The organism is Pelosinus fermentans JBW45, from assembly GCF_000271665.2.
In the GTDB taxonomy this organism is placed as follows: domain Bacteria; phylum Bacillota; class Negativicutes; order DSM-13327; family DSM-13327; genus Pelosinus; species Pelosinus baikalensis.
The window spans coordinates 2,671,471-2,690,963 of the sequence record NZ_CP010978.1; the positions used below are offsets into that span (position 1 = coordinate 2,671,471).

Genomic DNA, 19,493 nt, shown 5'->3' on the forward strand with positions numbered 1-19,493 from the left:
CATCACTCTAAATAAACATTATTTAGATCCTTTTCAAAGAATGATTTTCATATTATAAAATCCCTATTGCATTCTATATCATACTATAAATTGCAAAGAAATACTATTTATATTATGAAAAAAGTATTTCTTTCCTATTTATTCTTTTTCTTTTTCATGATTCGGCTTAATATTATCTTTTTTATCTTTTGATTTAGGTCCTAAGAAATTAGCAAACTCTGTTGTAGTAAACTGTTTCAGTTTTCCTTTTGCTTCTTTCATACTGCCAGTACTCAAAAACAAAAAGGCAACAACACCAACAACTAAAAAACCTACAATCCAACCAATTGCTTTACTTGCACCTGAAGGTCCTGTTTGCTCTGTACCTACTCCAGCTGCCCCTTCTGCATTACTAGGAGAAGCGGAGGTTCTACCTAGGATTGTTGGTATGACATCCGCAAACAAGGCAACACCTCTTTCGGCAGATTCACGATCATTGGTCTCCGAGCCGACTTCCAATAACATAGAACGGGGGTGTAAATCTTGGTTATAATCGCCGCCTTTAGCAAAGAAAATACCTTTAATTAAACCTGGGTGTTGTGTGTCTGAATTTGCTTTAATTTGTAAAGCATAATCTTCAATTTGTTTTCCCGTAGGTCCATATTTTCCAACAACTAATTGCAACTTAGTAATGTCTTTACCATCGATATTACCCTTATAGACTTCTGGTGGAGCTGCATCACGGTGGATGTCGAAAATAGCATCTGGTTGTTTTTTCAAGAGTTCTGTAACTGTACGACGAGAACGCTCATAAGCCATATTATCATGAGGATCATGTTTAGCTTCGGAATGAAAAACTTCTAATCCCTTACCTTGTAAGGCACTCGTAAAAGCATTTCCTACTTTATAAATACCGCCAGCTCCTAAGATACTATCTTTGCCGTCAGTAGGTACATAGGATTCATCAGAGTGAGTATGATAAACAGCAACTTTACCACTAGCTTCAGCCCATGCTATAGACGGGTGCAGTATACTAAAAAAAATATTTTTTTCTGGATTAGCGTATTTACTTAGGTTGACATTACCTAAAAATTTACTATGGGCAATATCTCCTGAGATGCTAATTACTTCATAACGTTTATTGTTCTCAGTAAGAAACTGATCACCTACGTCGACGCCCCAGCCTGTTATATAAACGGTATTACCATTTTCATCGACTAAAGTATAATATCCCCCATCTGTTCGCTCATGTGTATACCCTTGCATGGTTATGCAGAATACCAATAATAGTGCTATAACTGCCCCCCACAGTTTATTCATGATCTTCACCTCTATCCTTTTCTTCCTTACTTTCAAGCTTTTCATTTTGTTTATGAATTTTACCTTTTCGATTATTATGGGAAAGCTCTTTGCTAAATTCGTATAATCCTTCTGGTCGATACCTGCCAAGCATTGGACCACCTTGCATCTTCTCTCTAGTTTCTCCAACTAATTCTGCAACCATCACTGCTATAATTCCTGCAATCATAACTACGTCAAAAGCACCTGCACCGCCAATATCCGTTGTGCCAGGTATACCTAGTCCTATAATCGTAACCATATGCACAATATCGCTTAAGACAATGCCCAATACTCCACCTACAAAAGCACTTCGCCTAGAACGACCAGCTAAATAGGCAATTAGACCTGCAGATATGCCATATATAATTTTAGGATCTAAAAACATATTTTCTGGCTCATAGGGTAAATAGCGAGACCCTAGGGATACAGCTACAGCTACTAAAATAGCTGCCAGTATAGCTCGTACTCTTTCTGCCGTTTCATCGGCTTTAAAAATTAGCCAAATGGCTAATAAAGCTGGCAATAAGGCTCCCCCAACATTAATACTTACTTCAACGGGAGTGCTCATAATAGGAATATCAATAAAACTACCTACAATTACTGCACCGATAAAAAGTAAAGCCTGTTTATCGGTTAAGCGCATTCTATCTAGAATTCTATGGGCTACACCAAAATAAACCAAAACACCAACAACCAATAGCATAATCATTCCTATTGGCATATTCATATTTATTCACCTCTACTATATTTTATGGTTTATCTTGCCCCTTTAAGAAACAAAACATACAAAAAAAGCATGGCATCAGCCATGCTTTCTATTAACAGCATATTTTCTTATGTCGATTTCCCTAATTATCAGCCAATCTTTACTATAGCCAGAAATAATTAGAGGAACACATTCTAGCTCTCTTACATTGGCAGTTCCCAACAGCAGCATATAACAATGAATCTCATGCAAAAACTCTTGAAACCAATTAACAGCAGAATCTACATTTTTCTCACATAACATTCTTACTATTGGTGTTGCCATACCTGTAGCAACACCGCCTAATGCAAGAGATTTCACCACATCTAGAGAAGAACGTATGCCACCAGAAACCATCATGTCCATTTGTTTAGGCAATACTGACATCGTTTCAACAGCACTTATAACCGTAGGAATTCCCCAAGATAAAGTTTCTTGATTAACATCTAACTGACGACGAGCAGCTTCAATTGCTAGAAAGTTTGTCCCACCAGTACCACCAACATCAATTGCCTTAATGCCAGTTTCGGATAATAATTTTGCCTGTTCCTTGGCAATTCCGCAGCCAACTTCTTTAACGATTACAGGAACCTTCACTTTATTAACAATGTTAGTGATATTTGTCAGATATCCTGTAAAATCTCGATCTCCTTCAGTCATCATCATTTCTTGAGCAACATTTAAATGAATCTGAATGCCTTGAGCATCAATCATATCTATTGCCATCTGAGCTTGTTGTGGAGTAACATATGCACCTAAATTTGCGAAAATTACCCCATGAGGATTTTTTTTACGAACAATCTTGTAAGAGTGCTGCACTTCAGGATGCTCCAAAGCCGCATATTGAGAACCAATTGCCATTGCTGTATTGGTTAAACTGGCAAAATCAGCAATACGCTCATTAATTTCTGTAACATCATTCGCTCCACCAGTGATTGCATTGATAATAACAGGATGGGCAAGGGATATACCAGCCAGCGAAGATGAAACATCAATATCATTGCAGGATAAATTTGGAAGGCAATTATGTATTAAAGAAATGTCGGCAAATCCGCTAGCATTAGGTCCATCATGTAATGCTAATGAATATTTTAAATGATCTAATTTACGTGATTGGCGCACCCTGTCATCTCCCTACTCAAATTTCTTAAATAGGTGTCCGAGTTTATCACCAATTGTTGATCCGGTTCCTTCTTGCTTATCCAAATACGATTGATATTCTACCCGCTCAGCATCCTGTTGCGCTTTGCTAATACTAAGAGAAATACGCTTATTTTCTTTACTAATCTCCAGTATTTTTACAGTTACTTCCTGTCCAACTGCTACGACATCCTCGACCTTATTGACTCTCTCATCGGATAGTTCTGACATATGAACCAGACCTTCTATTCCTGGAACTAATTCTATAAATGCTCCAAATTTAGTAATCTTAGTAACTTTCCCTTTTACAATTGCACCTACTGAATATTGTTCGATTAAGTCCAGCCATGGATCACGCCCAACTTCTTTTAAGCTAAGGGAGATTTTCTTTGCCTCATTATCAATTTTTAAAATGAGTACCTTTACCTGATCTCCTAGAGCTACAATTTCCTGAGGGCTTTTTACACGGTGCCATGATAAATCTGAGATATGCACTAACCCATCAATACCACCGATATCAATAAAAGCACCAAAATCAACAATACGTCGTACCGTTCCTGATACAATTTGTCCCACGGCTAACTTTGAAAAGGTTTCTTCTTCAAGGATGCGGCGCTGTTCTTGCAATATAACCTTACGAGACAAAATTACTCGTTTTTTTATACGATCAACTTCAATCGGTTGAAAAGTTAATGTTTGACCTTTAAAAGGTGATAAATCTTCTACAAAGCGTAATTCTACTTGAGACGCAGGAACAAAACCATGAATTCCCAAAACAGAAACCTTTAAACCACCATTTACAACTTCCAAAACCTTAGCTTCAACTTGTTTTTTATTCTCTAAGGCTTCTTCTAATACGTCCCATGCTACTATTGCATCAGCTTTTACCTTAGACAGTTTTATACCATCATTGCTCTCTAAATCTAATACAAGCACGTCAATGATTTGCCCCTCGCTTACTACTTCTGCGGCATTCTCTGGTGCTGGATATGCTAATTCAGCTAAGGATATGCTTCCTTCTCCTTTATAGCCAATGTCAACAAAAACCTCATCTTTACGAATACCTACGATTTTACCTTTGACAATACTGCCTTGTTCAAGTTTGATTACTTCATTGTCTAACAATTGATTGAATTCTTGCATTTTTTGATAAACCTCCTCTATTAACCAATCTGGAGTGGATGCACCTGCTGTAATTCCAACAGTTTCTACCCCAGAAAAATCTTCAACTCTCAACTCCGCAGCTGTTTCTATGTGATATACCCGGCTACCAGCATCATGACATAATTGAGCTAGCCTTGAAGTATTTGCACTATTTTTACCACCAATTACCAACATTACATCTACTTTTGCTGCGATATCTAATGCTGATTGTTGTCTAAGATCAGTTGCAGTGCAGATTGTGCGACGAATTTGCATTTCGTTGCATTTCGTTTGCAATACATTAACTATAGTTTGAAAAACTTCTCCAGAAAAAGTAGTTTGTACCACTACACCTAATTTCGGTATAAGAGGTAACCGCATTGCTTCTTCGACTGTTTCGACTACGATTCCCTGGTTGTTTGACCATTCTAAAATACTCTTTACTTCTGGATGGTGTTTCTCACCAACGATTACTACAGCAAAACCATCCTGTAATAACTCATAAGCTGCTTGTTGTGCTTTTTTCACATGGGGACAAGTAGCATCAACAACCGTTAACTTTTTAGTCTGGGCTTTCGCATATATGTCAGGACCTACTCCATGAGAACGTATAATCACTGTACTTTCATCATCAACAGAAGATAAGTCGTTTACTACTTCAATACCTTTATCTGAAAAGCGCTTAACTACTTGTGGATTATGAATAATGGGTCCCAAAGTATGTATATTGCCTTCCATACCTATACATTCTTGAGCCATTGCCACTGCGCGTTTAACACCATAACAAAAACCTTGGTGTTCAGCCGCAATTATCTTCATACGTTACCTCCTATAGATTGTAAATTACTTATAGTGATATTCCCTATAAATAATTATTATTCCTTTTTATTTTGATGTGAAAAATAAAAAGGATATATTTAAAGTCAAGCTGATCGATTGTCGGATAAAGAGAAGGTAAACTATCTTAAAAGTTTACCTTCTCCTCTAGCAACAAAGAAATTTCTTGCATGATTTTAGTACTGAGGTTTTCCATCGCCTCTTTATCAGCTTTTCCCTGATTTACAATAATGGGATTGCCGAATTTAACAATGAAGCGGGGAAATAACTGCCCCTCTTTCCATACTTTATTTGTACCAATAACCGCGGTGGGTATAATTGGCACACCAGCTTTCAAGGCGATCATTGCAAGACCCGTTTCAGGTTTACCCAATTTACCAGTTCGACTACGTGTTCCTTCTGGGAAAAGACCAAGCAGCTCCCCATTTTCTAATAAATTGATAGCATGCCTAATAGCAGTGCGATCAGCTGTAGCACGTCGTACGGGAAATGCGTTTAAATTCTTTACAATCCACCCAATAAGCGGCACTGCAAATAACTCTTCTTTAGCCATAAAATGAATTGATCTTGTAAAAGCAGTTCCTACAACGGGTGGATCAAAGAGACTCACATGATTAGAGGCTATAATAGCCCCTCCTGCCACTGGAATATTTTCAATTCCAATGATTTTGCATCGAAAAAAGATTTTAAAAAAATAATGCAAAAAAACTCTAATCACACTATACAAGGCCTTTTCTCTCCTCACAAAGTTTTGTGATTGCCGCCACTGCTTCTTGTATGGAAAGAGTGGTAGTATCAATTAACACAGCATCTGACGCTTGTATTAAAGGAGCGAATTCACGTTCAGAATCATTTTTATCGCGAGCCATAATTTCTTGTTCAAGTTCTTCTAGATTTACCTTAAAGCCCTTTTCCGTTAACTCTCGCCAACGACGTTCTGCCCGCTCTTTAATTGATGCCGTTAGAAATATCTTTACATCTGCATTAGGTAATACATGAGTACCAATATCACGACCATCCATAACAACTCCGCCGCAGCCTGCCATCTCGCGTTGTAATTTGAGCATAGCATCGCGCACTGATTTAATTTGAGCAATTTCTGACACAACACGAGAAACTTCAGGTGTACGAATTTCAGCAGTGACATCACAACCGTCAACGAATACTGTGGTTTTACCATCAACATAATGTAATCGAATATTAATATCCTGAGCGATGTTTCCGATGGCTAATGCATCATTTAAAACGTCACTTTTTATTGTTTTCCAGGCAATTCCACGATACATAGCTCCAGTATCAATATAATTATAATGAAGATGGCGAGCTAGAATTTGGGCTACAGTACTCTTTCCTGCTCCTGCAGGACCATCTATAGCAATAATTAACTTTTTCATAACTGCCCCCATATACGAAATCAAATATTACTTTCTAATACTATCTAACGTTGCAAAAAAATTAGGATAAGAAATATTAGCACAATCATGCTTATGAATGTTCACGCCCAAGGATGCAGCGCCAGCTATAGCGAGTGCCATTGCTATTCGGTGATCATGATAAGAATCACAATTAGCAAATTGGAGCTTTTGAGGACCATCAATAATTAGACCATCATCTGTTTCCGTCATAATGGCTCCCATTTTCCCTAATTCGCTGGCAACTGCCTTTAGTCGATCTGTTTCTTTTACCCTTAATTCTTCTGCATCACGAATAATCGTTTTTCCGTCTGCAAATAATGCTGCAACAGACAAGATTGGTATTTCATCAATCAATCTTGGAATAATCGCGCCTTCAATTGTGGTACCTTTTAGTTTCGCAGATTTTACAACAAGATCAGCTACAAGTTCTGCACCACTAAAGCGTTGATTTTCAATCGAAATATTTGCGCCCATTTCTTTAAGAACATCCAGGATTCCTGTACGTGTCGGGTTTATTCCGACATTTGTAAGAGTTAAATAACTATCAGGAATGATAGTTGCCCCTACTAGCCAAAAGGCTGCTGAACTTATATCTCCAGGTACATTTATTTCACCTGGTGCATGTAATTGGGCTACAGGGTTAATACTTACACTCGTTCCCTGTCTCGCTACTTTTACTCCAAAAGTCTCCAACATCAGTTCGGTGTGATCACGAGATACATAGGGTTCGGTAATTGTGCTAGAGCTGCTTGCAAATAATGTTGCCAACAATATTGCGGATTTTACCTGTGCACTAGCCATTGGCATAGTATATTCTATACCATGAATTTTTTCTTTTTCACTTTTTACAATTGAAATAGGTATGTATCTTGTACCTTGACGTCCGGCGAATTTCCCCCCCATCATTGTCAGAGGAGTTACAACCCTACCCATAGGTCTATTGCGTAAAGAAGCATCACCAGTCATCACACTAAAGAAAGATTGTCCAATTAAAATACCTGACAATAAGCGTAATGTGGTTCCAGAATTTCCAGCATCAAGAATATCTTCGGGCTCTTTCAAACCGTATAATCCTTGACCTAGTACGTGCAAGTTATTCTCTTCATCTTTTTCGATTTTAGCACCTAATTTTTGCATACAGCTAACCGTTGATAGACAATCTTCTGCATATAAAAAGTTTTTTATAACTACAGGTGTAGATGCAAGTGCTGCAAACATAACACTTCGATGAGAAATGGATTTATCTCCTGGAATGTTTATACTACCAGATAAACCACCTTTGGGACTTATCGTTATATTTTCCAACATATAAATTCTCCTCCATATTTTAGGTGACAAAATAATTAAATAGAGTTTTCGATTAGTTTAGAAAACGTATTTATTTATAATTCACCGAAAAAAGCCATTATCCTTTTTACTATTCATTCTTAAATTTTATTTTGCCAATAGTCAAAATGCCCTTACTTCCTTCTACGATTAAACCATCTACGGGAGAAAGTAAATCTTTTTCCGGAATTTTTATAATAAATTGGATTGGCTGTTCTAATTCAGTAGCATCAATCTCAAGATAATCACCATCATACACGGTAATTTTACTATTTCCTTTAATAAAATCACTGGCTCTTTTTCCATTTACCACCACATAAACCTTTGCGTTTTCAGATGGTTTTACCATGTGGAGAAGAATAACTTTACTTTTTCGCAACATACTTTGATAATTTTTAACGGCGGTAGTTTCCTCTTTAATTTGTAAGGGAGTATCTGCATATAAAGGCATAGCAGTATTAAGTTGTTCACCTTCCATTTTGTCAACTTTTGATAAGTAAGAACGTGTTTCTTCTTTAAACAACAATAGTTGAGATAAAACTAATATCATCATACAAATGACTATGATACGTAATAAAATAGCTTCGCTACGCTTCATCCAATTGTCTTTTACTTTATCCACGAAAGATGCCACCTGCTTTTTTGTCATTTAGCCTATATTATGCGCTATTTTATACCGTACATACCTTGTTCACATATTCTGGACATAGTTTTTGCAGAATTCTCCCTATATAATATAGCATCTTATATAATTATATTTCGGCTGCGTTGTGACCTGCCACATACCCAGTAGAAAAGGCAGCTTGTAAATTAAAACCACCAGTATAACCATCAATATCAATTACTTCACCAGCAAAAAATAATCCTTCTACAATTTTTGATTCCATTGTTTTAGGATTTATCTCCTTTACATAGACCCCGCCTGCTGTAACAATTGCCTCACTAACTGGTCGTGTCGCTGTTATCGTAAAAGTTAATTTAGTAATCTGCTCTTGCAAACGTACACGCTCACTTTTAGTAATTTGATGTACAAATTTATCAGGATCAAGATGAGCTAAATCGATAACAACATTAATTAATTTGGCTGGCAATAACTCACCAAGAGAATTTTTTAATTGTTTGCGAGCAAATTTTTCAAAATCTCGTTGGATGCGCTTGTCAAGTATTTCTGCTGATAAGGCCGGCTTTAAGTTGATTTCCATCAGTATTTCTTCATTAGGATGATGATTCAATAGTTCAGCTACCTTTTTGCTTAATGACAAAATAATGGGACCAGATAAACCATAATGAGTAAATAACATTTCGCCAAAATCATCCGCTACTTTTTTTCCTGCGAAGATGACACTAGCTGAGACATTTTTTAAGGAAAGACCTTGTAATTCACGAATCCAATCTTCTCCTACTTCCAATGGCACTAATGATGGCTTTAGTGGAATAATAGTATGTCCAACGACCTCACTCATACGATACCCATCACCAGAAGAACCGGTTCCCGGATAAGAAGAACCACCTGTGGCCACAATTACAGCTTCGGCATCATACTTCACATTATTACTAGCAAGCACTCCTGTTACCTTGCCATTATGTGTAAGGATTCTTTTTACCTGCTGCCCCGTTACTACTTCAATATTTAGATCTTTAAAGGCCCTTAAAAAGGCACCTACTACATCTTTGGCCTGATCACTAACCGGAAAAACCCGCCCACCTCTTTCTATTTTAGTCATAACACCATAATGATGTAAAAAGTCTATAATATCTTGGTTACCAAACTTATGTAAAGAGCTATAAATAAAAGCTCCATTTCCTGGAATGTTTTTAATAATGATCTCTTTCTCAGCAATATTAGTAATATTACATCTACCTTTACCAGTAATCGATAATTTTCTGCCTAAAGAAGCCATTTTTTCCAAAACAATGACTTTACCACCATTTTGACTAGCACTAACTGCAGCCATCATACCGGCAGCACCACCGCCAACTACAATAATGTTCCTCATCTTATCACCTTTTTCATTTTTTAGTAAAACAAAAAACCCTTATTATATTACACAATAAGGGCTCGCACACTCATTTATTAATATTCTGTAATGCTTCCACTTCTTGAGGCAATAAATGCCTATACCCTCCTCGGCGTAACCCTTCTAGTGTTAAAAAGGCAAATTTAACCCGTTTGAGTTGTTTTACATCAGAGCCAATAGCTTCAAACATACGGCGAATTTGACGATTCTTTCCCTCATGAATGGTAATTCTCAAACTGGTTAGATTTCTTTCTCGATCAAATTCCATTTCATCAATTATCGCAGGAGCCGTCACACCATCTTCTAATCGAATACCAATTCGCAGTAAATCGATTTTTTCTTGAGAAGGTCTACCAGCAACTTTGGCAATATATGTTTTATCAATTTTTTTGCTAGGATGAATTAGAGAATTGGTTAGTGCACCATCATTAGTTAGTAGCAGTAAGCCTTCCGTGTTATAATCAAGTCTACCTACAGGATAAATACGCTGTGTGATGTCAGTGACCAATGATGCCACCGTTTTACGATCTTGGGGATCTTTTAATGTGGTTAAGATTCCTTTTGGTTTATATAGTAAAATATATACCAGTTTTTCTCCTGCAATAAGTTTACCATCCACGGCAACCCGATCTTTACCGGGAATGACTTTAGTACCTAACTCGGTAACTACTTTACCATTTACCGATACCCGACCTTGCTGTATAATTTTCTCCGATTCTCTTCTGGAAGCAATTCCAGCTTGGCTGATAATTTTCTGCAAACGTTCTAACATCATAAACTCCTTTTAATAATTAATCCTCAACAATTTTCAAAAAATCAATTTGTTGCTTACAAAGTCTAATTTCTGTATTGCCCTGCACCTTTTTTATGCAGCTACCACAAATACCTTCGCCACAGCACATAGTCGCATTATTCGTAGCCACCATAGGTATATTAACACCTGCCGCTTGCATGGTTCTAATAATTGCGTAATGCTGATTATCAGGACCAGCGCTTACCACTAAATCAGGTTTTTGATATAACCCCTCTTTCAACATAGAGATGCCATTTTTACGTAAGGAAGGCACGATATGTACTGCCACACCTAATTCAGTTAGTTGTTCTTTTATAAAAATCTTTCCTACTTTCCCAGGAGCTAAAACCGCTGTAATTTGATTATTATTTTTTTTCAAATTAACGGCGAGGGGCAACGCAGGAGCTTGCCCAATACCACCAGCTACTAATATTATCTTACCATAAGTAAGATTGTCAATCCAGGGTTGACCTAAAACTCCATTCCAATAAGGTCCACGCACTACTAATTTATCATTATTTTCTGCTATGATCCTAATTGATTTCGGTCCAATCGCCTCAATGACAACGTCTAACATATTTCCTTGCACACTCATAATATTAACAGGAAAGTAAAAAAAGGCGGGATCATTAGGTCTTTTTAAGAATACAAAAGAACCAATTTTCATTAAAGGTTCTGCAAATGTATTACTCACTTGCATTTCCAGTCTATATGTATTATCGCTAATCTGTTCTTTTACGGTAAAGGAAACCTCTTCCTCCATCCTTGTTGCTATACTTTCTTCAGATTGCTGTATTTTTTTATACTGCCAATGTTTCTCATATAATATACATACACCCGCCCAATTACAATTACAAGTTGCCTCTCCTTTTAAATGACTGCAAAAAGTACATTGATTTGTTTCAGCTAACAAACAAGGGCAATATTTTGAATTAATATCAATACATTGGGAGATATTTCTATCCATATTTATACCTCCTTATACTAGGCAAACGCTATAAATATCTTTAAATCCAGCCTGAGCTACTCTATTGTGTATCTCAGTTCGATTCATGGAATATAAAGATAACGTCTTCATTCGCTCAAAATATACAGATCCAGAGAAGGTATACCGTATACTTAGGCCTGCTTCTAATTTCATCTGTTCATGTACAAAAGCAATAAAATCACCAGAAGCTATTGAGGTTGGCAATTCTAAATATTTCATATCTAAGCAGTGGCGAACCGCATTATTTCCTGCAAGCAAGCCTGTTACTACTGCTTCTGTATGCCCTACAAGAATTGCTGATTTTTCACCGCAGCAAAATAGATTGTCCAACCCTTCAACCTTCAATGAATTTGTACATGGAGCAATTCCTAAATATCGTATAGAATTCCCCATGCTACCAGCATAAGGATCTTCATAGCGCGCTTTTTCTAAGCCTGGAATGCTTCTTAAATCTTCCAAGGGAAAATATGGCGTCATTAATTTGGCATGCCCAGTATCTAGCAATACTAAATTAACGGCATATTCATTTAAAGCATATTGAGTACAAGCCTTTTTACCTAATGAACTACTTTTCTGTAATCTTTCTGGTAACGGTAATACTACAACACCATCCCGATCTAAAGAATCTTTGATTTCGATACTAAGAGATTCTTTACATAATTTACAAGACCCACTCATTGCACCAAAGGATCCATCTGATTTTCTTCCCATTAGTTCTTTTATCTCTGCCTTAGCCGTAACACTAACGCGAGGACCAAATGATGGACAACGCATTACGCACATAGCACACCCATTACCATAGGTAAGGCAATTTCCCATAGATCCCGCAGTACCAGTTGCATCTACAAATACATCACCTTTTATTTCAATCCCACCATCTATAATCAATGTATGTATTCTTTTTCCATGTTTTAGCACATCGACTACCCTTGTATTTGTTTTAATCTCAATTCCATAATTTTGTAGAATCTTTTTTACTAAAGGTTCCATTGTTGTTACATCATAAGTGGAAGCATGATTATGGCCAGGAAATGAAATACCTTTATGTCTTGCATTTGCATCCATTGCAACAAAAATGTCGCCGCCCCCCATTGCAATAGCTTCTTCTGCTGCAGTATGCCTTCCATTATTACGAAATATACCTCCTACTAAGCCAGTGCCCAGTAGTGAATCAGTACGCTCTAATAACAGTACTTGTGCACCAGCTTTAGATGCTGATAGTGCTGCGGCACAACCTGCCCATCCCCCTCCAACCACGACCACTTTTAGCATAAACATCCCTCCATATCATTCTGCTATCACACTACAGTCTATTCTCGCCCTTACTAAGTGCCACTCGATAGGTAAATAAAAAATAGGCGATTATAAAATCACCTATCTAATGTCATTATATTGTTAGTGAGAGTATGTTTTTCTAAAATAATTAATTAAATAATTTTGTACAGATGTAGATAGAACCTACAAAACCAATTAAATCGCCTAATAAACCTACAAATACAGAATAGCGCGGTTTCGTTATACCAATAGCCCCAAAATATACTGTTAAAATATAAAAAGTTGTATCCGTACTTCCTAAAACAGTAGAAGCAATACGTCCAAGCATAGAATCAGGTCCATGAGTGTTTAATATTTCCGTGGTTATCCCTAAAGCTCCTGTACCTGATAAAGGACGCATAATCGCTAAAGGCACCAATTCTGCTGGTACGCCGTAAAACTCTAATATTGGCTTTAGACCATCAACCCATACATCCATCGCCCCTGATAACCGAAAGATGTTTATAGCTACCATCATTGCCACCAAAAATGGCATAATACGAATGGCAGTATGAAATCCTTCTGATGCCCCTTCGACAAAAGCTTCATATACTTTAACACGGCGAAAATAGCCAACGATAGGAACCAGAAGTAATATAATAGGTATTACCCAAAGAGATAACTGCTCGGTAAGCAGGCTAAACATATTGTTTACCTCCTCACACGAATCTGATAATAAATTCGGCAAAGACGATCTGCGATGATCACACTCATTGTGGCTCCCAAACTTACAATTAGGGTGGCACCAACAATTTCTGTAGGATTGATTGATCCAGCAGCGGATCGAATTGCAATAATAGTCGCAGGTACCAACGTAAATCCAGCTGTACATAATGCTAATAGCGTACACATTGCATCAGAAGCTTTTTCTTTTTCTTTATTAATGCTCTGCAATTCTTGCATCGCTTTTATACCAAGAGGAGTTACTGCATTTCCCAAACCTAGCATATTTGCACTAAGAACCATAATGATTGCTCCCATAGCAGGATGATTTTTAGGTACACTAGGAAATAAGAAACAAATTAGTGGACTTAATATTTTTGAAAAAAATCGTATGATACCTGCTAATTCAGCAATTTTCATAACCCCCAACCACAGACACATAACTCCAATTAACTTAAATGATAGGCCTACAGCTCCTTCGGCAGCGCTAATTGCTCCTTGGGTTACCACTTCTATTCTTCCCTGCCAACCGGCATAGAGTATACCCGTTACCATTAAAAATAACCAAATTAAATTAATCATATACACACCCCCTATGAGGGTATGTTGTATGTCTTATCACTAGAACAAATACATGCCGAGTTTTAAAAAAGAAAAAAAGTGAGAACTTAGTCTCACTTTTAAGCAAAATTTTTAAGAAAAAACGTTACAATATTCCAAGCTGAAGCAACTAATGTACCAAAAAAAGATTTTCGTTCAACACTCTCGTCTGCTATTAAATCAACCGCAGCCACTTCAGTATTATTATAGAAAACTCTTGCCACACCCAGTTTCTGTCCTTTTGTTATCGGTGCTTCTAAGATCATTGGAGCATCAATGACTGTACTAAATTCATCTTTATCTTTTTCTGAAACTGGAAGGATAATGCTTGTATTTGCAACCAATTTCAAAAGTTCAGATTTACCATTTGCTACCCTCGTGGTTTTTAATATATCACCTTGATTAAATACTGTTTCTGGCTTTAACTGACTAAATGCAAAATCTAATAGAGTTTTGGAATCATCCCACATGGTTTCACTATCTAAAACCACCGCAATAAGTTGTATATTATCGCGTTTTGCGCCTGAAACCAAGCAACGACCAGCAGCATCTGTATAACCTGTTTTTACACCATTTCCCCCTTCATAAAACCAAAGCATTTTATTTTCATTATACAAATCACGAATATCTCCCTTGACAGTAGGAGGAAGGATTTTATGTTCTGTGCTCACAATTTGTGTAAACAATGGATTTTTATAACCATATGCCGCAATTCTAGCTAGATCATGAGCAGTGGTGTAATGGTTAGGATCAGGTAAACCGCTAGAGTTAGTAAAATTAGTATCCCTGGCACCAATAGCATGTGCTTTCTCTGTCATTAATTCAGCAAATTTCTGTACACTTCCTGATACATGTTCAGCAACAGCTACAGTAGCATCATTACCTGAGATAAGCATAATGCCATATAATAGATCAGTCATCGTCATCTGCTCTCCCTGCGTTAACCACAAAGATGAGCCTTCTGTACTCGCTGCATTAGGACTTGCAGTAATTACATCATCAAGGTTACCATGCTCAAGAGCTACAATTAAACTCATCATTTTAGTTGTACTCGCAGGGTAACGTCGTTCTTTAGCTGCTTTACTATAGATAACTTTTCCTGTAGCTGCATCCATTACAATAGCTGATTTTGCTGTGACATTTGGATAATTGGCCGCTGCAAAAACTGTACTTGTTGTTATAAAAAGCATTAAAACAACTGTCGATATGCCAATCTTCTTTTTTTTAATCATGACTAATTATCCCTTTCTTAGGTGTGCTGGTTTTAGAACAATACTTTTATATTATAACGATCTTCTGACAACTCGTCAAAATAAAGATACATTATTACAAGTAGTACCGGAAATAATACTACCTAAGGAGCATAGAAAACGTAGCAATAAGCTATGATTTTTACTAATCTGCTTCCTATCCTATTAAATCTTAGGAGGTGAAGTTATATGGAATCATTAGATATAGCAACAACGCTGCGTAATACTTTAACGCACAAACAAGAGCTGGTACGGGATTATCAAAGTTTCGCTAAGCAAATCAACAACGCTAACGTTTCTAAAATGTATAGTCATTTTGCTGAGGCAGAAGCATTGCAAGCTACTCAAATAAAAGAGCAGCTAGACCAATTACATTAACCCAGTATTACATTATATGTAAAAAGCCGCACAATTATGTGCGGCTTTTACATACCATAAGTATAGCACTTTCTTCTTTTATTAGCATCTCTAATTCAACAATTTTTTAATACCTAACTATTCTGGGTTTCAGCTGTTTTTGCCAGCTCATCCATATCATCAGTTGTATCCTTTTTACTGCCGTCTAACATATCTTGAAGCTTACTTAACACTTTAGGTACTAAATCTATTATTCTATCGTAAATTAGATTTCCCTCTACTGGCATAAAACGAACACCATGCACAGGCGAACACACTAAAAAACCTACTGGTTTGACACTCACACCTGCACCACTGCCGCCACCAAAAGCATAATTTTTTTGAGATTGACCCTGACCTATTTCATCAGGTTCACAATTGCCCCCGCCTGCCGCAAAGCCGAAGGAAACTCGAGAAATGGGCAGGATCACAGTACCATCAGGAGTTTCAACTGCATCTCCAACAATTGTATTCACATCTACCATATCTTTAATACTTTCCATAGCAGTTTTCATTAAACCTTGAATTGGATGGTCAGACACTTTCTATTTCCCCTTTACTATTTAATATTATATATACTTCTGAATGCTTTTATAACATTGCCAAGTCTTATACTGAATATACATTGAAAGTCTATCTCAAATTGATTAGATCCAAAAATTGGCTTAACCTCAATATCTAACGTCCCAATTGAAAAAATTCTTCTTTTTAATTGATTCATTAACAATGTCTTAAAAGCCCATAATAATCCGACTAGAGCACCTGTCAAAGCTGCATCTTCTGATCCAAACTTTGTTTTCCAATACAGTTTTTCACAAACTACCAATTTTAATAATTTTTCAATTATTTTACAATATTTTTTTGTATAATGATGAAACTTTTGAATGGTATGTTTTATTTTTCGAGGGTGTTTCTTAACTAGCTGATCAGTTTTTTTTATCATTTTTTCATCTCGAAGGGGATCGGTCTTTTCCTGACTGACTGCAGTCCTTACGGTGGATTCCAACTTAAACTCACCTGATTTTTCTACAATTCTAACCATAGGAACTTGCATCGTATAGGAGATTAGCTTTTTTAATGCATAAACATTTACTGCTACATAATCGTTCTCGTCATTTCGTTTATATGTTACTTCTATATAAATCTTGCTTAAAGAAATTAGAAGAACGATTATTAACGTTGCCACGATAAACGTTAATCCAAATTCCATAGTACTGCCTCTTTTTATCATTTATTTCTCTTACTATATTTTATTGTTAGCCTAATGATCTCAATCTATGCAAAAAAAAGCAGCCCTAAGGCTGCATATTATGGTAGAAGTTCAGCTAAAGGAGGTAAGTCCTGCAGACCATTCAGACCAAAACATTTCAAGAAATTTTCAGTTGTTCCATACAAAATCGGTCGTCCAATCGTCTCTTTTCGTCCAATTTCCTTAATCATTTGTCGCTCATTTAGTGTAGCAAGAACCCGATCAATTTTCACACCACGAATATTTTCAATTTCAATCTTTGTAATTGGCTGCTTAAAAGCAATAATCGATAATGTTTCCATGGCGGCAGCAGACAATTTATTATCCTGAACTTGTCCTAATTTTTCTAAAGTTGTTGATAATTCAGGTTTAGTACATAACTGATAACCAGCAGCAACTTTTATAATCGTCAGTCCCCGATGCTCTTCAGCCATATCCTGGATCAGTTCCTCTATTAATGATAGAATATGCTCTTCAGGTATCTCAAGGATTTGAGCTATTTTATGTATCGTAATAGGGTCACCGCTAACAAAAAGTAAAGCTTCTATATGTTTCTTATACTTTAAATAAAACATTTTGCTATTCACTCTTTCAATGTAATGTAAATCGTCGAAAACCGTCCTTGCTGGGAAATGAGCACTCTTTGCAATTTTACCAATTCTAATAACGCTAAGAAAGCTGCTATTACTTCAGATTTGGTACCCTTGCGAATTAACGTCTGATGAAACTCAATTGTACCTTTATATTTATATAATAGATGAATAATATCATACATCTTATCTTGGATACTAAATTCTTCACGAGACACTAATTCGTAATCATCAATACTACTTTCCCATACGGCTGCAAAAGCTACCACTAAATCATTAATATTTAATCCCGATGGCAACGGAATCTTTACAGGAAATTCTTCTGGCAAACGAGTAAAAAAATGTTCTCTTTGCTTTAGCATCTCTTCCATTACTACCGACATATCCTTAAATTTTCGATACTCTAACAGTCTGTCAACCAATTCCTGGCGAGGATCTTCTTCCTCCGTTAATTCTACAATTTGCGAAGGACGCGGCAACAACATACGGGACTTTATCTGCAATAAAGTTGCTGCCATGAGTAAGAAGCCACTGGCAATATCAATGTTAAACTCCTCTAATGCTTTAAGATAGGTTATGTATTGTTCTGTTACCACTGCAATCGGTATATCATAAATATCAATTTGATTTTTTTCAATTAGGTGCATTAATAAATCCATAGGACCTTCAAAAATTTCTAGTTTAATTTTATAATCTGGCATAGCTAAGCAAGATTCATAGCTTGGCGAACTTCGTCCATTGTCTTGGCAGCAACGGTTCTTGCTCTTTCACCACCAAACACTAAAATTTCTTTAACCCGCCCTGGATTTTTTTCCAGTTCCTGACGACGCACATGTATATCAGCTAAGCTATTAACCATTTTTTCTGCTAAACATTTCTTGCAATCGACGCAGCCAATCGTTGCCTGACGACAGGACTGAGCAATTTCATTAGATTGTTCTGCATTAAAAGTTTTATGAAATGTATACACTGTGCATACATCAGGATTACCTAAATCTGTGCGCTTTACCCGATTTGGGTCTGTTATCATTAGACGAATTCTGGCTCGAAGTTCATCTGGACTCGCAGCAAAGGGAATTTCATTCCCATAGGATTTGCTCATCTTTCTGCCATCAATACCAGGTAATATAGCAGATTTACTTAAACTTGGTTTTGGTTCAGGAAATATAGGTTGATATAAGTTATTAAACCTTCTTACAATTTCCCGTGATAATTCTAAATGTGGAAGTTGATCTTCTCCTACAGGAATGGTGTCAGCTTTATATAAAATAATATCAGCTGTCATTAACTCTGGATATCCTAAAAAACCATAGGTGTTAATATCCTTGCCTTGAATTCCTAATTGTTGCAATTTATCTTTATAAGTTGGTACACGTTCTAACCAAGATAATGGAGTCATCATTGATAATAATAAATGTAACTCTGCATGTTCTTTTACATGAGATTGTACAAAAATAACATTCCTTTCGGGATCTAAACCAGCACTTAACCAATCTAAGGCCATTTCATGAATGCGTTCGGGTATTTTGCTAGTATCTTCATAAGAAGATGTAAGTGCATGCCAATCTACTATACTAAAAAAGCATTCATATTCATGCTGTAATTTTACCCAATTTTCCAAAGCTCCCATATAATTTCCTAAATGAAATTTACCTGATGGCTGCATGCCGCTAAAAATTCGTCCTTTGGTCATTTTTAAATTTCCT

General features: G+C 36.6%; 21 protein-coding genes. 1 reads left to right on the plus strand and 20 read right to left on the minus strand.

Annotated features, from left to right (window positions below; translation table 11 throughout):
* Nucleotides 1-138: 138 nt before the first annotated feature.
* The 15 genes from spoIIP to JBW_RS11855 all read right to left on the minus strand — a co-directional run bounded on the left by spoIIP (nt 139) and on the right by JBW_RS11855 (nt 15,534).
* Nucleotides 139-1,299: a stage II sporulation protein P gene (gene spoIIP, locus JBW_RS11785; protein ID WP_007953377.1), complete on the minus strand. Its 1,161-nt coding sequence runs from the start codon at nt 1,297-1,299 to the stop codon at nt 139-141.
* Complete coding sequence (locus JBW_RS11790) at nt 1,292-2,047, minus strand: DUF1614 domain-containing protein (RefSeq protein WP_007953379.1); 756 nt, start codon at nt 2,045-2,047, stop codon at nt 1,292-1,294. Before JBW_RS11790 ends, spoIIP begins: the two co-directional genes overlap by 8 nt.
* Before the next feature lie 75 nt (nt 2,048-2,122).
* Nucleotides 2,123-3,187 carry a type 2 isopentenyl-diphosphate Delta-isomerase gene (gene fni / locus JBW_RS11795; protein WP_007953380.1) on the minus strand — a complete coding sequence of 355 codons (1,065 nt, stop codon included), beginning with the start codon at nt 3,185-3,187 and terminating at the stop codon, nt 2,123-2,125.
* A 12-nt stretch (nt 3,188-3,199) separates the two neighbouring features.
* Nucleotides 3,200-5,167 carry a bifunctional 4-hydroxy-3-methylbut-2-enyl diphosphate reductase/30S ribosomal protein S1 gene (locus JBW_RS11800; RefSeq protein ID WP_007953381.1) on the minus strand — a complete coding sequence of 656 codons (1,968 nt, stop codon included), beginning with the start codon at nt 5,165-5,167 and terminating at the stop codon, nt 3,200-3,202.
* Between the two features lie 145 nt (nt 5,168-5,312).
* A complete protein-coding gene (locus JBW_RS11805) occupies nt 5,313-5,903 on the minus strand; it encodes a lysophospholipid acyltransferase family protein (RefSeq protein WP_235334249.1) in 591 nt (196 codons plus the stop codon).
* Nucleotide 5,904: 1 nt separating this feature from the next.
* A complete protein-coding gene (gene cmk, locus JBW_RS11810; protein WP_007953383.1) occupies nt 5,905-6,579 on the minus strand; it encodes a (d)CMP kinase in 675 nt (224 codons plus the stop codon).
* A 27-nt stretch (nt 6,580-6,606) separates the two neighbouring features.
* A complete protein-coding gene (aroA, locus tag JBW_RS11815; protein ID WP_007953384.1) occupies nt 6,607-7,908 on the minus strand; it encodes a 3-phosphoshikimate 1-carboxyvinyltransferase in 1,302 nt (433 codons plus the stop codon).
* Nucleotides 7,909-8,017: 109 nt separating this feature from the next.
* Complete coding sequence (locus JBW_RS11820; protein ID WP_007953387.1) at nt 8,018-8,548, minus strand: DUF5359 family protein; 531 nt, start codon at nt 8,546-8,548, stop codon at nt 8,018-8,020.
* 130 nt (nt 8,549-8,678) lie between these two features.
* The gene (locus tag JBW_RS11825) at nt 8,679-9,923 is read right to left on the minus strand and encodes an NAD(P)/FAD-dependent oxidoreductase (protein ID WP_007953389.1); all 1,245 of its coding nucleotides are present in this window, start codon (nt 9,921-9,923) and stop codon (nt 8,679-8,681) included.
* A gap of 70 nt (nt 9,924-9,993) precedes the next feature.
* A complete protein-coding gene (locus tag JBW_RS11830) occupies nt 9,994-10,716 on the minus strand; it encodes a pseudouridine synthase (RefSeq protein ID WP_007953391.1) in 723 nt (240 codons plus the stop codon).
* Between the two features lie 19 nt (nt 10,717-10,735).
* On the minus strand, nt 10,736-11,704 hold the full coding sequence (locus JBW_RS11835) for a hypothetical protein (protein WP_007953392.1): 969 nt from the start codon (nt 11,702-11,704) through the stop codon (nt 10,736-10,738).
* Nucleotides 11,705-11,716: 12 nt separating this feature from the next.
* Nucleotides 11,717-12,997, minus strand: coding sequence for an FAD-dependent oxidoreductase (locus JBW_RS11840; protein ID WP_007953394.1), 1,281 nt, complete (start codon nt 12,995-12,997; stop codon nt 11,717-11,719).
* A gap of 151 nt (nt 12,998-13,148) precedes the next feature.
* On the minus strand, nt 13,149-13,685 hold the full coding sequence (locus tag JBW_RS11845; protein WP_007934128.1) for a spore maturation protein: 537 nt from the start codon (nt 13,683-13,685) through the stop codon (nt 13,149-13,151).
* 5 nt (nt 13,686-13,690) lie between these two features.
* On the minus strand, nt 13,691-14,284 hold the full coding sequence (locus JBW_RS11850; protein ID WP_007953397.1) for a nucleoside recognition domain-containing protein: 594 nt from the start codon (nt 14,282-14,284) through the stop codon (nt 13,691-13,693).
* 98 nt (nt 14,285-14,382) lie between these two features.
* Complete coding sequence (locus JBW_RS11855) at nt 14,383-15,534, minus strand: D-alanyl-D-alanine carboxypeptidase family protein (protein ID WP_007953404.1); 1,152 nt, start codon at nt 15,532-15,534, stop codon at nt 14,383-14,385.
* Nucleotides 15,535-15,741: 207 nt separating this feature from the next.
* Here JBW_RS11855 and JBW_RS11860 point away from each other — a divergent pair, with 207 nt between their 5' ends.
* Nucleotides 15,742-15,930 (plus strand): hypothetical protein, encoded by a 189-nt coding sequence (locus JBW_RS11860; protein ID WP_007953406.1) that lies wholly within the window; start codon nt 15,742-15,744, stop codon nt 15,928-15,930.
* 113 nt (nt 15,931-16,043) lie between these two features.
* Here JBW_RS11860 and ytfJ read toward each other — a convergent pair whose 3' ends face one another.
* The 5 genes from ytfJ to trpS form a co-directional block, all read right to left on the minus strand.
* Nucleotides 16,044-16,490, minus strand: a complete 447-nt coding sequence (gene ytfJ / locus JBW_RS11865) for a GerW family sporulation protein (protein ID WP_007953408.1) — start codon at nt 16,488-16,490, stop codon at nt 16,044-16,046.
* A gap of 17 nt (nt 16,491-16,507) precedes the next feature.
* Nucleotides 16,508-17,158, minus strand: a complete 651-nt coding sequence (locus JBW_RS11870) for a DUF2953 domain-containing protein (protein WP_007953411.1) — start codon at nt 17,156-17,158, stop codon at nt 16,508-16,510.
* A gap of 98 nt (nt 17,159-17,256) precedes the next feature.
* Nucleotides 17,257-17,772, minus strand: a complete 516-nt coding sequence (gene scpB / locus JBW_RS11875; protein WP_007953412.1) for an SMC-Scp complex subunit ScpB — start codon at nt 17,770-17,772, stop codon at nt 17,257-17,259.
* A gap of 8 nt (nt 17,773-17,780) precedes the next feature.
* A complete protein-coding gene (locus JBW_RS11880; protein WP_007953416.1) occupies nt 17,781-18,488 on the minus strand; it encodes a segregation and condensation protein A in 708 nt (235 codons plus the stop codon).
* A gap of 2 nt (nt 18,489-18,490) precedes the next feature.
* The gene (gene trpS / locus JBW_RS11885) at nt 18,491-19,480 is read right to left on the minus strand and encodes a tryptophan--tRNA ligase (protein ID WP_007953417.1); all 990 of its coding nucleotides are present in this window, start codon (nt 19,478-19,480) and stop codon (nt 18,491-18,493) included.
* Between the last annotated feature and the right edge of the window lie 13 nt (nt 19,481-19,493).

Coding starts and splice junctions, on each gene's coding strand:
- spoIIP (WP_007953377.1), bottom strand. CDS start 1,299: ATGAATAAACTGTGGGGGGCAGTTATAGCACTATTATTGGTATTCTGC.
- JBW_RS11790 (WP_007953379.1), bottom strand. CDS start 2,047: ATGAATATGCCAATAGGAATGATTATGCTATTGGTTGTTGGTGTTTTG.
- JBW_RS11800 (WP_007953381.1), bottom strand. CDS start 5,167: ATGAAGATAATTGCGGCTGAACACCAAGGTTTTTGTTATGGTGTTAAA.
- cmk (WP_007953383.1), bottom strand. CDS start 6,579: ATGAAAAAGTTAATTATTGCTATAGATGGTCCTGCAGGAGCAGGAAAG.
- aroA (WP_007953384.1), bottom strand. CDS start 7,908: ATGTTGGAAAATATAACGATAAGTCCCAAAGGTGGTTTATCTGGTAGT.
- JBW_RS11825 (WP_007953389.1), bottom strand. CDS start 9,923: ATGAGGAACATTATTGTAGTTGGCGGTGGTGCTGCCGGTATGATGGCT.
- JBW_RS11830 (WP_007953391.1), bottom strand. CDS start 10,716: ATGTTAGAACGTTTGCAGAAAATTATCAGCCAAGCTGGAATTGCTTCC.
- JBW_RS11835 (WP_007953392.1), bottom strand. CDS start 11,704: ATGGATAGAAATATCTCCCAATGTATTGATATTAATTCAAAATATTGC.
- JBW_RS11840 (WP_007953394.1), bottom strand. CDS start 12,997: ATGCTAAAAGTGGTCGTGGTTGGAGGGGGATGGGCAGGTTGTGCCGCA.
- JBW_RS11845 (WP_007934128.1), bottom strand. CDS start 13,685: ATGTTTAGCCTGCTTACCGAGCAGTTATCTCTTTGGGTAATACCTATT.
- JBW_RS11850 (WP_007953397.1), bottom strand. CDS start 14,284: ATGATTAATTTAATTTGGTTATTTTTAATGGTAACGGGTATACTCTAT.
- JBW_RS11855 (WP_007953404.1), bottom strand. CDS start 15,534: ATGATTAAAAAAAAGAAGATTGGCATATCGACAGTTGTTTTAATGCTT.
- JBW_RS11860 (WP_007953406.1), top strand. CDS start 15,742: ATGGAATCATTAGATATAGCAACAACGCTGCGTAATACTTTAACGCAC.
- JBW_RS11870 (WP_007953411.1), bottom strand. CDS start 17,158: ATGGAATTTGGATTAACGTTTATCGTGGCAACGTTAATAATCGTTCTT.
- scpB (WP_007953412.1), bottom strand. CDS start 17,772: ATGTTTTATTTAAAGTATAAGAAACATATAGAAGCTTTACTTTTTGTT.
- JBW_RS11880 (WP_007953416.1), bottom strand. CDS start 18,488: ATGCCAGATTATAAAATTAAACTAGAAATTTTTGAAGGTCCTATGGAT.
- trpS (WP_007953417.1), bottom strand. CDS start 19,480: ATGACCAAAGGACGAATTTTTAGCGGCATGCAGCCATCAGGTAAATTT.